This is a genomic window from Shinella granuli, assembly GCF_004341885.1.
Classification (GTDB): domain Bacteria; phylum Pseudomonadota; class Alphaproteobacteria; order Rhizobiales; family Rhizobiaceae; genus Shinella; species Shinella granuli.
On sequence record NZ_SLVX01000008.1, the window covers coordinates 136,962 to 150,667 of the forward strand.

The following is a 13,706-nucleotide window of genomic DNA, read 5'->3' on the forward strand; positions in this document are numbered from 1 at the left end:
ACAGGACCTCCTGAAATCCGCCGGGCTCGCCGTCATGGAGGGGCGCTTCTTCTGCATTCGTAATCCCGATTTCACTTATAGGGGTCAGCCGCATCGCGCAGTCCATCGCCGAGGAAGTTGAAAGCCAGAATGACCAGAACGACGGGTACCACCGGAAAGAGCAACCACGGATAGAGAGCGATAATATTGATGCTGCGGGCTTCCGTCAGCAGGATGCCCCAACTGGTGATGGGCGGCCTGAGGCCGAGCCCGAGGAAACTCAGTGCCGTCTCCCCGAGGATCATGCCCGGGATGGTCAGCGTTGCGCTGGCGATCAGGTGGGACATGAAGCCGGGTATGAGATGGCGGCGGATGATGCGGGCGCTGCCCGCGCCCATGACCTGGGCCGCCAATACATAATCTTCCTCCCGCAAGGCAAGAAGTTTCGAGCGCACGGCGCGCGCAAGTCCGGTCCAGTCGAGCATGCCGAGGATGATCGTAATGCCGACATAGACGAGAATGGGGCTCCAGGTGACGGGGATGATCGCGGCGAGCGCCATCCACAGCGGAATACTGGGGATCGATTGCAACACTTCGATGACGCGCTGCACGACAAGGTCGAAGACGCCGCCGTGATAGCCGGCAAGGCCGCCGATGACGATGCCGAGCACGAAGCTCATGGCAACGCCGAGCGCGCCGATGGTGAGCGAGATGCGCGCGCCGTAGAGGATGCGCGAGAGCATGTCGCGCCCCAGCCGGTCGGTGCCGAGGAAGAAGAACTGGCCGTCCTTGGCCGGGCAGACGAGGTGGACGTCCGAGGTGAAGAGGCCCCAGAACCGGTACCTGTCGCCGCGGCAGAAGAAGCGCAGCTTCTGCACGTCGGTCCTGTCGTCGGTGTAGACGCGCCGGAGATTGTCCATGTCGAGCGTCATCGTCTGGCCGTAGACGAAGGGGCCGACGAACCGGCCCTCATGCATGAAGCGCAGGGTCTGCGGCGGGGAATAGATGAAGTCGATGTTGCGGGTGTGCAGGTTGTAGGGCGCCAGGAACTCGCTGACGGTGATCATCAGGTAGATGACGATGAGGAAGATGCCGGAGACGAGCGCCATGCGGTGGCGGCGGAACTGCCACCACATCAACTGGAACTGCGAGGCCTGGGCGACCTTCTTCAGCTCCTCCGTCTTGCGCTCGGCGGCATAGGGGTCGAACGGCTTGTCCGAGACGAAATGGCCGAGCGGGGCGCCGGGTTCGGGAAGGGGCGTCTTCACTTGCGGGCGCCTCCGCCGAGCCGGATGCGCGGATCGAGGATGGCGAGCGCGATGTCGGAGACCAGCACGCCGATGACCGTCAGGAAGGCGAGGAACATCAGGAAGGAGCCGGCGAGATACATGTCCTGCGTCTGCAGGGCCTTGATCAGCATGGGGCCGGTCGTTTCCAGCGACAGCACGATGGCGGTCACTTCCGCGCCCGAGATGATCGAGGGCAGGATGGAGCCGATGTCGGAGATGAAGAAGTTGAGGGACATGCGCAGCGGATATTTGGTGAGGACCCGCATCGGCGGCAGGCCCTTGGAGCGCGCGGTCACGACATATTGCTTGTTGAGCTCGTCGAGCAGGTTGGCGCGCAGGCGCCGCACCATCGCGGCCGTGCCCGCCGTGCCGATGATGATGACCGGGATCCAGATATGCGAGAGGATGGAGCGGACCTTCTCCCAGCTCATCGGCGCACCGAGATACTGGCGGTCCATCAGCCCGCCGATCGAGACGCCGAACCAGATATTGGCGAAATACATGACGACGAGCGCCAGCATGAAGTTCGGCACGGCGATGCCGATGAGGCCGGCGAGCGTCAGGCCATAATCGCCCCAGCTATACTGGTGGGTGGCGGAGTAGATGCCGATCGGGAAGGCGATGAGCCAGGTGAAGATGATCGTGACGAAGGAAACCAGCACCGTCAGCCAGAGCCGGTCGCCCACCACTTCGGAGACGGGCAGGCGGTATTCGAAGGAATAGCCGAAATCGCCGGTGAGCATGCCGCCGACCCAGTAGACATAGCGCAGCGCCGGCGGCTTGTCGAAGCCGTAGCGCTCGCGCAGCTCCTCGATCTCGGCCATGTCGGTGGCCTCGCCCATGGCGCGCAGCTCGGCGATGTAGCTCTCGAAATAGTCGCCCGGCGGCAGTTCGATGATGGTGAAGACCAGCACCGAGATGAGCGCCAGCGTCGGAACCATGACGGCGATGCGCCAGAGGATGTAGCGGATCATCGGGCGGGCTCCTCGGGGTGGGGCCGATGGGGTTTCGTTCCCGCTCGCCCCTCATTCGCCTGCCGGCACCTTCTCCCCGCAAGCGGGGAGAAGGAGGATGTGGCGCTGTTTTGCCAAACGTCCGCTCGGGCCGCGACCGTGCCGCAAATCCCTTCTTCCCGTTCACGGGGAGAAGGTGCCGGCAGGCGGATGAGGGGCATCCGGCCGGCCGACGACCACGCATGGAAGATCGCCTGTCCCATCACGCCTCCTCCTCGTACCAGAACGTATCCGGCATGTAGACGCCGAGGAAGCTGGTCGGCTGGAAGCCGCAGAGGGCCTTTTCCGGCATGTTGCGCAGCCGGCGCGACCGCACGACGGGCTGCGAGATGCCGTTGACCGTGCCGATGGTGAAGACCTGTTCGGCATGGTGGGCGAGCATGTCGTGCCAGATCGTCGCGCGTTCCTCCTCCGTCGTCGTCATTTCCCAGGCGGCGAGCTTGTCGACGAGATATTGCACCTCGGGCATGTCCGGCGGCTCGCCCTTGGTCTTCACGGTCGCGTAATACATGCCCCAGACCGGCCACTGGTATTGGTCGTCGGCGCTCGGGGCGAGCTCGGCGGGCGACATTTCCGGCGTCGGCACGCCGTTGTCGAGCCCGTACCAGACGGACATCACCACCTCGCCGCCGATGGCGCGGCTGCGGAAGATGTCGCGCTGGGAGACGCGCACGAAGAGGCCGAGGCCGACCTCGCGGAAATAGTCGGTGACGAGTTCCAGCACGTCCGTTTCCAGCGTGCTCTCCCCGGCGCTCTCGATGACGACATGGGCGGGGCGGCCGTCCGGCAGGAGGCGTGTGCCTTCCTCGTCGCGCTTGTCGAGGCCTGCCGCGTCAAGCAGGCGGTTGGCTTCCGCGGGGTCGTAGCCGGCATAGGCCCTGGCATAGTCCGGCTTGAAGAGGGGGCTTTCCGGCAGCACCGTGTTGGCGCTCTCCTGGCCGAGGCCGTAGAAGACGGCCTTGTTGATCTCCGTGCGGTTGATGGCGAGCGACATGGCCCGGCGCACGCGCACGTCGCGCAGCACGTCGCGCCAGCCCCTGTCGCCGCAGTTGAGATTGGGGATCAGCGCGACGCGCGAGCCGAGCGTGCGCTTCCACAGCATCACGTTGATCGGATACATCGTCTCGGCGTTCTTCAGCAGCGTGTAGTCGGTGAAGTCGAGATTGGCGATCTGGAGATCGCTCTCGCCCGTCGCCGTCTTGGCCGAGATGAGGTCCGGCGAGGAGACGTTCAGCACCAGCCGGTCGACATAGGGTAGCTGCGTGCCGTTCTCGTCGACCCGGTGGAAGAACGGGTTGCGCTCGAAGATGAACTGCTCGGCGGGCGGGGCGGTGCGCGGCCGCCAGGCCTCCAGCGTCGGCAGGTCCGGGTTTTCCGGCCGCGTCTGGCGCGACATCTTGATGTGCAGGCCGCGCCAGTCGTCGACGCGCTGCTTCTTGATGTGCTTTTCCAGCTCCTCCGCGGCCTGGTACTTCTTGTGGAACTGCCGCATGTAGGCGGAGGGCAGCGCCAGCACCAGCGGAATGGGCGAGGCGAGCTTCGGCAGGAAGTCCGGGATCGGCTTTTCCCAGGTGTAGCGCACCGTGACGGGATCGATCACCTCGAAGGCCGGCGGCTTGCCCTCGACCAGCAGGTCGACCGGCGGACCGCCCTTGAAGAGCTCGCGGTTGAGGATGACCTCCTCCCAGCAATAGCGGAAATCCTCCGCCGTGAAGGGGTCGCCGCTCGACCACCGGTGCCCTTCGCGCAGGCGGAAGGTGAAGATGCGCTCCTCCTCCACCGCGAAGCTCTCGAGGATATCGGCCTGGAGCTTCAGGTCCCGGTCGTAGCCGACGAGGCGCGAATAGCTGTTGATCGGCACGAGGCGCACGTCGCGCTGGCCGCCGATCAGCATGCGCAGCCGGCCGCCCTGGGCGCCGGGGGCGCCGCCGAGCGCGGCGGTGTTGATGACGCGCGGCACCTTGGGCAGCCGCGCGGCGACCGGCGGCAGCTCGCCCGCCGCGACCTTGTCCTTGAAATAATCGGTTTCGCCGAAGGCGCTGCGGGCAAGGCCCGGAACGAAGGCGGCGGCTAGGAGGCCGATTGTGGCGCGGCGCGTGATCACGAGGAGAGTTCCCGCATGTCGGCGTTCCTGCGCGCGAGCACGAAATGGCCGCCGCCGAGATCGGCCGGCGCCATGCCCTCGCTTCCCGTCTCGTCGTCGCGGAAGACGCGCGCCCAGCTCTCGCGCGAGACGGCGCTGGCCCGCCCGGCCGTCTCGAAGTTCAAGGGGCGTTCGAGATCGGGGAAGGGCACGGCGTCGAGCAGCGCCCGCGTATAGGGGTGCACCGGCGCGGTCATGATGATCTCGCGCGGCGCGATCTCGACGATGCGCCCGGCCCACATCACGGCGACCCGGTCGGCCATGTAGTCGACCACGGCGAGGTTGTGCGAGATGAAGAGATAGGTGAGGCCGAGGTCCTTCTGGAGGTCCTTGAGGAGGTTGAGGATCTGCGCCTGCACGGAGACGTCGAGCGCGGAGACCGGCTCGTCGCAGATGATCATGCTCGGCCCCAGCGCCAGCGCCCGGGCGATGCCGATGCGCTGGCGCTGGCCGCCGGAAAAGCTGTGCGGATAGCGCTTCAGCGAGGCCTCGTCGAGGCCGATGGCGCGGATCAGCGCCTTGGAGGCCATCCTGCGCTTGGCCGCATCGCCGTAGTCGTGGATGTCGAGGGGCTCGCGCAGGATGTCGCCGACCGTCATGCGCGGCGAGAGCGAGGATTGCGGGTCCTGGAACACCATCTGCATGCGCGTGCGCAGCGATTGCAGCTCCGCACCGCTGGCGTTCAGCACGTCGACCGGTCCCTTGCCGTCGTCGAACAGCACCGAGCCGGCATCCGGCTTTATGGCGCGCATCAGGATCTTGCTGACGGTGGTCTTGCCGCAGCCGCTTTCGCCGACGAGGCCGAGACATTCGCCGCGCCGGATGTCGAAGCTGACGCCGTCGACGGCCGGCCGGGGCTTCTCCTTGTGCCGTCCCGGCATGTTCCAGCTGTCCTTGCGGGACTCGAAGGTCTTGCTGAGATCGCGGACCGACAGGATGACGTCCGGCCCGGTTCGGGCCTGGTATTTCTTGGAGAGCAGGCTGTCCTGGTCGACCTCGATCTCGCGCAGCGGCTTCAGCCGGTCGCCGCGCTTCATGCCGAAATGCGGGATCGCCGCCATCAGGCCCTTGAGATAGGGATGGGCGGGCCGCTGGAAGATCGTCTCGACCGGCCCCGCCTCCATGATCTCGCCCTGGTAGATCACCACCACCTCGTCGGCGATGTTGGCGACGACGCCGAGATCGTGCGTGACGAGCAGCACGGCCATGTCCATCTGCTGCTGCAGGTCGCGCAGGAGTTTGAGGATCTGCGCCTGGATCGTCACGTCGAGCGCCGTGGTCGGCTCGTCGGCGATCAGCAGCGCCGGGCCGCAGACGAGCGCCATGGCGATCATCGCGCGCTGGCGCATGCCGCCCGACAGCTCGAAGGAATACATGTCGTAGACCTTGCGCGGATTGGAAAAGCCGACGCGCGACAGCATGTCCTCGCAGCGCTCGCGCATCTCCGTCCCTGTAAGGCCGCTGTGGATGGCAAGGGACTCGCTGATCTGGTCGCCGATCGTGTGCAGCGGCGAAAACGAGGTCATCGGCTCCTGGAAGATCATGCCCATGCGCCCGCCGCGGATGGAGCGGATCTTCCTGCCGTCGCGCGGCAGGGGCAGGATGTCGATGGGGCCTTCGTCGGAGAGCGGGTCGTCGAAGAGGATCCTGCCGGACACGCGGGCGGTCGGCGGCTGCAGGCCCATTGCGGTCTGGCTGATGACGGACTTGCCGGAGCCGGATTCGCCCACCAGGGCGGTCACCTTGCCGGGCAACACCCTGAGACTTGCGCCCCTGACGGCGGTGATCCTCGCGCCCATCAGGGAGAAGGAGACGTGCAGGTCTTCAATCCGCAGCAGGTCCCTCGGCCGGCGCCTCGCATTCGAGTTCATATGTGCTTTCTCGCCTGACGGATTTTATCCACGCGGCCTTTTCTTGATGTTCCCCGCCGTGACACTAGCGCGCGCACTTTTTTCTGTCCACGCCTTACTCCGGGCAAGGTTGGGGGTTGTCGTTGCTTCGGCCGGGGCCGAATATGAAGGAACGTCTCCGGCGGGCGGGCTCGCTCTTGCCTTGCCCCCGGCGCCGGATGCAAAACCGCGTCGCACTTTTGCCGGACTTCCTCTAGGACAGCTTGATGTCAGCCAAGCAACGATTGAACGAACAACTGGAAAAAGCCGCCGAATACCGCGAGGCCGGCGATTTCGGCGCCGCCTGGCAGGTGCTGGAGGAGGTTTCCATCGATCCCGAGCGCGCCGCCCTCGGGCCGGAAACGGCGCTCGGCCTGCCGCGCCGCCTGCATTCGGCCTTCCTCAAGCTCGCGAAGGCCGAAGGCGATCCCCTCGAGCGCATCGGCTACCAGTACCATCTCGTGCCCGACCCGGACCTGCTGGCCGCCCACGGACGCTTCTCCTCGGCCGAGCGGCGGGCGATCGCCGAGGCGAACCGCACCGCGATCCCGCCCGTCATCCACCAGGTCTGGATCGGGGAGGGGGCCGTGCCGCCCGCGGCCAAGGCCTGGGAACAGCACGCCAAGGCCCACGGCTACGGCTATTTCCTCTGGCGGGAAAAGGACCTGGAAGAGGCCGGCATCCACGGGAACAGGGCGTTCGCCGCCATGCTGGAGCGGGGAGACTATCCCGGCGCCGTCGATATCGCCCGCTACCTGCTCGTCGAGCAGGAGGGCGGCATCTACCTCGACTGCGACTGGTATCCCGCCCGCGCCGACGTCAGCTTCCACGACCTGCTGCCGATGACCGGGCTGACCGCCATGGCGGAGGACATTCCGCGCAAGACCGGCCGCGGCAGCCTGCTGCTCGCCAATTCCTTCCTGGCCGCCCCCGCCCATCACCCGGTCCTCATCCGCCTCAATACGGTGCTGCCCGATGTCGTCGCGGCGATGCCCGGCGCGCCCGCCTGGTGGTCCACCGGCCCGCTGATCTTCACCGTCGTCGCCCGCGGCGCAGCGATCACGCTCGCCGATGCCGGGCTGGTCGCCGGCACCCTGCCGCGCGGCGCACCGCTTGCCGATGTCGAGGCAGCCTGCCGGGCGGCCGAGCGTGACGATGGCGGGCTGTTGTTGGCGTGGAAGTCGTGGTGAGGCAGGCCGGAGGCGGGTGGCAAAGGCCACCGGCCCTTCCTAGATAACCGCCCGCATTCCACTTGAAGCCGGCCCTGTTCCGTGCTTTGCCCGGCACCATATTCCATCTGTGACGAACGACGGCTAGGACAGCCGCGACAAGGGTCCCATCCGGAGAAGAAACACCATGAAGATCGCGATGATCGGTTCGGGCTATGTGGGCCTGGTATCGGGCGCCTGTTTTGCCGATTTCGGCCATACCGTCGTGTGCATCGACAAGGCCGAGGCGAAGATCGAGGCGTTGAAGCGCGGCGAGATGCCGATCTTCGAGCCGGGCCTGGAGGCGCTGGTGGCGGAGAACGTCAAGGCGGGGCGGCTCTCCTTCACCACCGAGTTCGCCGGGCCTGTCAGCGAGGCCGACGTCGTCTTCATCGCGGTCGGCACGCCCTCGCGGCGCGGCGATGGCCATGCGGACCTTTCCTATGTCTACGCCGCCGCCCGCGAGATCGCCCAGTCGGTCAGGGGCTTCACCGTCGTCGTGACGAAATCGACCGTGCCCGTCGGCACCGGCGACGAGGTGGAGCGCATCCTGCGCGAGACCCGCCCGGAGGCGGACATCGCCGTCGTGTCGAACCCGGAATTCCTGCGCGAGGGCGCGGCGATCGGCGATTTCAAGCGGCCGGACCGCATCGTCGTCGGCATCGAGGACGAGCGGGCGCGCGAGGTGATGACGGAGGTCTACCGGCCGCTCTATCTTAACCAGTCGCCGCTGCTCTTCACCACCCGCCGCACCTCCGAGCTGATCAAATACGCCGCCAACGCCTTCCTCGCCATGAAGATCACCTTCATCAACGAGATCGCGGACCTGTGCGAGAAGGTCGGCGCGGACGTGCAGCAGATCTCGCGCGGCATCGGCCTCGACGGGCGCATCGGCGCCAAGTTCCTGCATGCCGGCCCCGGCTATGGCGGCTCGTGCTTCCCGAAGGACACGCTGGCGCTGGTCAAGACCGCACAGGACAATGACAGCCCCGTGCGGCTGATCGAGACGACCATCGCCATCAACGACACGCGCAAGCGCGCCATGGCCCGCAAGGTCGTTTCGGCGCTCGGCGGCGAGGTGCGCGGCAAGAAGATCGCCGTGCTCGGCCTCACCTTCAAGCCGGAGACCGACGACATGCGCGACGCCCCGTCGATCTCCATCATCCAAGCCCTGCAGGACGGCGGCGCGCACATTTCTGCCTACGACCCGGAGGGCATGGAGGCGTCGAAAGCCGTGCTCGACAACGTGACCTACGGCACCTCGCCCTATGATATCGCCGAGGGCGCCGAGGCGCTTGTCATCGTCACGGAATGGAACCAGTTCCGCGCGCTCGATTTCCAGCGGCTGAAGGCCGGCATGGCGAAACCCGTCCTGGTGGACCTGCGCAATGTCTACAAGCCGGAGGAGGTGGCCCGCCACGGCTTTGCCTATTTCAGCATCGGCCGCGGCACCTCTCCCATGGTCGCGCCGGTCTGCGAGGCGGCGGAATGACGCATTTCCTCGTCACGGGCACCGCGGGCTTCATCGGCTTCCACCTGGCGCGGCGCCTGCTGGAGGACGGCCATTCCGTCACCGGCTTCGACGGCATGACGCCCTATTACGACGTGCGGCTGAAGCAGGCGCGCCTTGCGCTGCTTGCGCCGTACGAAGGGTTTCGACAGGTCACCGGCATGCTGGAGGACCGGGCGGCGCTGGATGCGGCCGCGGCGCTGCAGGAACCGGAGGCGATCATCCACCTCGCCGCCCAGGCCGGCGTGCGCTACAGCCTGGAAAACCCGAAGGCCTATGTGGATTCCAACCTGGTCGGCTCGTGGAACGTGCTGGAGCTGGCGCGGGCGCTGCAGCCGCGGCACCTGCTGCTCGCCTCCACCTCCTCGATCTACGGCGCAGCGGAAAAGATCCCCTTCGCCGAGGCCGACCGGGCCGACGAACCGATGACGCTCTATGCCGCCACGAAGAAATCCATGGAGCTGATGGCGCATTCCTACGCCCATCTCTACCGGGTGCCGACGACGGCCTTCCGCTTCTTCACGGTCTACGGCCCCTGGGGCCGGCCCGACATGGCGCCGATCAGGTTTTCCGACGCCATCCTCTCCGGTCGCCCGATCGACGTCTACGGCGAGGGGAAGATGAGCCGCGACTTCACCTATGTCGACGACATCGTCGAGGCGATCGTGCGGCTCGTCGACGTCGTGCCGCGGGAAGAAAGCCGCGTCACGGCATCCGGCGTCGTCGACACGCTCTCGGCCGGCACGCCCTTCCGCACGGTCAATATCGGCGGCGGCCAGCCGGTCGGGCTGATGACCTTCATCGAGACGATCGAAAAGGCGCTCGGCCGCCCGGCCATGCGCAATTACCTGCCCATGCAGCCCGGCGACGTTCCCCGCACCTTCGCCTCCACCGACCTTCTTGCCCATCTCACCGGCTTTTCCCCCCGCGTGACGCTGGAGGAGGGCATCGCGGCCTTCGTGGCGTGGTATCTGGAGTGGCGCGCGCGCTAACGCCGCGCTTCATTTCCGTGGGGCAGGAGCGGCCCGAGGCGGGATGGCGACAGCCGGGTTCGGCGATTTCGGATCACATAAGACGATTTATGGAACTAGAGCGAATTCCAGAATGCTCTAATGGCAGGATTGCAGGTCGTAGAGGCGGAATTCCGGGCGGGTGCCGGCGGCGAGCGGTTTGGCCGGGGTGAAGGTGATGCGGCGCGTCTCGCCGGCGGCAAGGTCGAAGGCGTTGTCGGAATAGCGGCCGTCGCCATCGGTCTCGATCATCACGAAGAGCGCCAGCCCTGCGGCGGTGACGTCGAGATGGATGGCGCCGTCCGGTCCGTCCTCCTGCGTGAGCGTCAACCCGGCGGGCTCCAGCTCCAGCGCCTTGTAGGTGCCATGGACATGGTGCCCTTCACCCTGCATGCCGTTCGACGCCGTGAAGCGCCAGGCCAGCAGGCTGCCGGCCGGCAGATCGGCCACGGCGACGGTCGTTGCGGTCACGGCAGCATCCGGCGTGCAGACCGCCCGGACATCCGCCAGCGGCCGGCGCTCCCCCTTCATGTCGAGGAGCGAGATCGAGAGATCGACGGTGACATCGGCGAGGGTGTCGTTCACCAGCGAGAAACGGATCGCCCCGCCGTCATTCTGCGGGATCGCGGCAATCGCGACCGGCTGGAAGAAGCGCCGGACGAGATAGTGCATCGCCTTCCAGCGGCCGCCATAATCGAGGCTCGACCAGGAGGCGACCGGCCAGGTGTCGTTGAGCTGCCAGTAGAGCGTGCCCATGCAATGCGGCTTCAGCGAACGCCAGTATTCCACCGCCGTCTTGATGGCGAGGCCCTGCTGGATCTGGCTGAGATAGACGAAATTCGGAAAATCCTTCGGGAAGCGGAAATAGCGGAACATGGTGCCGGCGATGCGTTCGTTGCCGCCGGCATTCTTCTGGTGCAGCTCCATCACGGGCGAGGCGATGTTCATGTCCCTCGCCTCGGCATAGGTCCTGATGACGGGCAGCGACGTATAGGACTGGAAGCCGAATTCCGAGCAGAAGCGCGGCCGCACGGTGCGGTAGTTGTCGAACGGCTTGTTCTCGTGCCAGACGGACCAGTAATGCATGTCGCCGGAACCGTCGGCATGCCAGGCGTCGCCGAAATCGAGATAGCCGGAGGCCGGGCTCGACGGCCACCAGATGGCGTCGGGCGCGGCCCTGCGCATCGCCTGCTCGATCGTCCGGTTCAGCCGGTCGTAGGAAACGAGGTAGCGGTCGCGGTCCTTCCGCGGCTCGTCGAACCAGGTGAGCGCGCCGACCAGCTCGTTGTCGCCGCACCAGAGCGCGATCGACGGATGGGAAGAGAGGCGGCGCACCTGGTAGTCGACCTCCCGCGCGACATTGTCGAGGAAGTCCTCGGTCGAGGGATAGAGGTTGCAGGCGAACATGAAGTCCTGCCAGACCAGGAGGCCCATGCGGTCGCACAGGTCGTAGAACCAGTCCTGTTCGTAGAAGCCTCCGCCCCAGACGCGGATCATGTTCATGTTGGCCGCCCTGGCGGAGTGCAGCAGGTCCTCGGTCCTGTCGCGACTCGACAGCGAAAACAGCGCGTCGGCCGGAATCCAGTTGGCGCCGCGGCAGAAGATCTCGCGCCCGTTGACCTTCAGCGCGAAGCGGCTGCCGGCCGCGTCGGGCGTGGTGACGAGGTCCACCGTGCGCAGGCCGATCTGCCGGACGACGACGTCGCCGGGCAGCTCGACCGTGAGCGTATAGAGCGCCTGTTCGCCGCTTCCCGCCGGCCACCACAACCGCGGCTCGGCGATCTCGAAGACATGGGTGACGGCCGTTTCGCCGGCGCCGACGCCGGCATCGAGGCGGATGCGCTCGCCATCGAGCGCGAAATGCAGGGCCACGATATCCGGGGTCTTCGCGAACACGGTCGCCGTCACCTGCAGATAGACCGACCCGTCGGGATTGTGCACCTGCCGCGTCGTGACATGCTCGATGCGGGCCCTGTCGAGCCTGCGCAGCAGGATCGTGCCGTAGAGGCCCAGCGGCGCGATCGCGATGTTCCAGTCCCAGCCGAAATGGCATTGCGGCTTGCGCAGCATGTTGCCGTTGGGAATGGGCGAATTGCCGGCATGGTAGGGGACGTAGAAGGGTTGCCGGGCCTGCCGGTCGGCACCGGCCGCGATGTTCGAATGGAAGACGATGCGGATGACATTCTCGCCGGCCTTCAGTTGGGCGCCGACATCGGGCCTGTAGCGGCGGAAGCAGTTGTCGGCGAGCAGGACAGGCGCGCCGTTGACGAAGACGGCGGCCACCGTGTCGAGATAGTCGATGTCGAGATACCACTCGCCATCCGGCTCCGCCACCAGGAAGCGGCGCTCGACGACCCAGTCGCGCTGCGCCACCCACTGCACGGCCTCCTCGTTGCGGCCGAAATAGGGATCGGGAATGAGGCCGGCGTCCCGCAGTGCCGTGTGCACGTCGCCCGGCAGGGTGATCGGCGCCGTGATGTCGCCCTCGGCCGAGGCGAGCGTCCACGGGCCGGAAAGATCGATCGCGGGATTGGTTTTCGGCAAGGATGTCATGGCTCTATCCGGATCACAAATCGAGGGACGAAAGGCTCGCGGTGCGCGATGAGGCGCGATTTGCAGGAAGGGCAGCAGCCCGCGCCACCGCGCGAGCGATGCCCACCAGCAAGCACGCCCTTCCGCTGCGTGCTGCCGATGATGAATATCCCGGGCTGGCCGGGCGCGCCGGGATCAGACCCGACCCGCACGCGCCCGGCCCCGCCGTCAGGCCTTGACCACGCTGGCGGTGTAGATCTCGTCGATCGTCCGTCCGAGGCTGGCGTTGAACGCGTCATCGTCCATCGCCACGCGCAGATCCTCCGTCAGCGCGCGCGAGAAGCTGGCGATCATGCCGTGGTTGCGGCTGAGCTTCTCGCAGGCATCCGCCCGGCTGTAGCCGCCCGAAAGGGCGACGGCGCGGATGACCGCCTTGTGGTCGACGAGCGGCTTGTAGAAATCCGCGATCGTCGGGATGGTGAGCTTGAGCATCACCTTCTCGCCCACCGGCAGCGCATCGAGCTCCCGGGCGATCTCGTCGCGCAGGATCGCCTCGGCTTCCTCCTTGCTCGGGCTCTTGATCGAGACTTCCGGCTCGATGATCGGCACGAGGCCGTGGCCGAGGATTTGCCGGCCGACCGCGAACTGCTGCTTCACCACGGCGGCGATGCCGGCCCTGTCGGCATGGGCGATGACCGAGCGCATCTTGGTGCCGAAGATGCCCTTCTTCACCGCGCGGGCAAGCAGGGCGTCGAGATCGGGCATCGGCTTCATCACCTGCGCGCCGTTCTCCTCGGCGGCAAGGCCCTTGTCGACCTTGAGGAAGGGCACGACGCCGCGCTCCTCCCACAGATAGGACGGCACCGGCCTGCCGCCGGCCTCGCCGTCCATGGTCTTCTCGAACAGGATGGCGCCGATCACCTTTTCGCCGGTGAAGGCGGGGGCCGTCATGATGCGCACGCGCATCTCGTGCATCAGGCGGAACATCGCCTCCTCGCCGTCATAGTCGGTCTCGGCGATGCCGTAGAGCCGGAGGGCGCCGGGCGTCGATCCTCCGCTCTGGTCGAGGGCGGCGATGAAGCCCTCCTTGCCGGTCATCTGCGCCATCATCCTTGCATCGGCCATGGTTTCCT

General features: G+C 66.6%; 9 protein-coding genes. 3 read left to right on the forward strand and 6 right to left on the reverse strand.

Annotation, left to right across the window (positions count from 1 at the left end; genetic code table 11):
- Window positions 1–71 precede the first annotated feature (71 nt).
- The 4 genes from EV665_RS15060 to EV665_RS15080 form a co-directional block, all read right to left on the reverse strand.
- A complete protein-coding gene (locus EV665_RS15060) occupies window positions 72–1,247 on the reverse strand; it encodes an ABC transporter permease (protein ID WP_064333489.1) in 1,176 nt (391 codons plus the stop codon).
- Window positions 1,244–2,242 (reverse strand): ABC transporter permease, encoded by a 999-nt coding sequence (locus EV665_RS15065; RefSeq protein WP_064333488.1) that lies wholly within the window; start codon window positions 2,240–2,242, stop codon window positions 1,244–1,246. The genes EV665_RS15060 and EV665_RS15065 overlap by 4 nt, the downstream gene beginning before the upstream one ends.
- 241 nt (window positions 2,243–2,483) lie before the next feature.
- Window positions 2,484–4,385: an ABC transporter substrate-binding protein gene (locus EV665_RS15075; RefSeq protein ID WP_133034686.1), complete on the reverse strand. Its 1,902-nt coding sequence runs from the start codon at window positions 4,383–4,385 to the stop codon at window positions 2,484–2,486.
- Entirely contained in the window at window positions 4,382–6,295 is a 1,914-nt protein-coding gene (locus tag EV665_RS15080; RefSeq protein ID WP_064333486.1) for an ABC transporter ATP-binding protein, read from the reverse strand. Before EV665_RS15080 ends, EV665_RS15075 begins: the two co-directional genes overlap by 4 nt.
- A 245-nt stretch (window positions 6,296–6,540) precedes the next feature.
- On the opposite strand from EV665_RS15080, the gene EV665_RS15085 reads away from it, so the two are divergent.
- The 3 genes from EV665_RS15085 (at window position 6,541) to EV665_RS15095 (ending at window position 10,023) form a co-directional block, all read left to right on the forward strand.
- Window positions 6,541–7,503 (forward strand): glycosyltransferase family 32 protein, encoded by a 963-nt coding sequence (locus tag EV665_RS15085; protein ID WP_133034687.1) that lies wholly within the window; start codon window positions 6,541–6,543, stop codon window positions 7,501–7,503.
- Window positions 7,504–7,669: 166 nt separating this feature from the next.
- Entirely contained in the window at window positions 7,670–9,013 is a 1,344-nt protein-coding gene (locus EV665_RS15090; protein ID WP_133034688.1) for a UDP-glucose dehydrogenase family protein, read from the forward strand.
- Window positions 9,010–10,023, forward strand: coding sequence for an NAD-dependent epimerase (locus tag EV665_RS15095; protein WP_133034689.1), 1,014 nt, complete (start codon window positions 9,010–9,012; stop codon window positions 10,021–10,023). The genes EV665_RS15090 and EV665_RS15095 overlap by 4 nt, the downstream gene beginning before the upstream one ends.
- Before the next feature lie 117 nt (window positions 10,024–10,140).
- Here EV665_RS15095 and EV665_RS15100 read toward each other — a convergent pair whose 3' ends face one another.
- Window positions 10,141–12,594 carry a beta-mannosidase gene (locus tag EV665_RS15100; protein ID WP_133034690.1) on the reverse strand — a complete coding sequence of 818 codons (2,454 nt, stop codon included), beginning with the start codon at window positions 12,592–12,594 and terminating at the stop codon, window positions 10,141–10,143.
- A gap of 207 nt (window positions 12,595–12,801) precedes the next feature.
- Window positions 12,802–13,698, reverse strand: coding sequence for a fructose bisphosphate aldolase (locus EV665_RS15105; RefSeq protein WP_133034691.1), 897 nt, complete (start codon window positions 13,696–13,698; stop codon window positions 12,802–12,804).
- Window positions 13,699–13,706 lie beyond the last annotated feature (8 nt).

Excerpts from the sequence above, each read along its gene's own strand:
- EV665_RS15065 (WP_064333488.1), bottom strand. The coding sequence starts at position 2,242 with ATGATCCGCTACATCCTCTGGCGCATCGCCGTCATGGTTCCGACGCTG.
- EV665_RS15080 (WP_064333486.1), bottom strand. The coding sequence starts at position 6,295 with ATGAACTCGAATGCGAGGCGCCGGCCGAGGGACCTGCTGCGGATTGAA.
- EV665_RS15085 (WP_133034687.1), top strand. The coding sequence starts at position 6,541 with ATGTCAGCCAAGCAACGATTGAACGAACAACTGGAAAAAGCCGCCGAA.
- EV665_RS15090 (WP_133034688.1), top strand. The coding sequence starts at position 7,670 with ATGAAGATCGCGATGATCGGTTCGGGCTATGTGGGCCTGGTATCGGGC.
- EV665_RS15095 (WP_133034689.1), top strand. The coding sequence starts at position 9,010 with ATGACGCATTTCCTCGTCACGGGCACCGCGGGCTTCATCGGCTTCCAC.
- EV665_RS15100 (WP_133034690.1), bottom strand. The coding sequence starts at position 12,594 with ATGACATCCTTGCCGAAAACCAATCCCGCGATCGATCTTTCCGGCCCG.
- EV665_RS15105 (WP_133034691.1), bottom strand. The coding sequence starts at position 13,698 with ATGGCCGATGCAAGGATGATGGCGCAGATGACCGGCAAGGAGGGCTTC.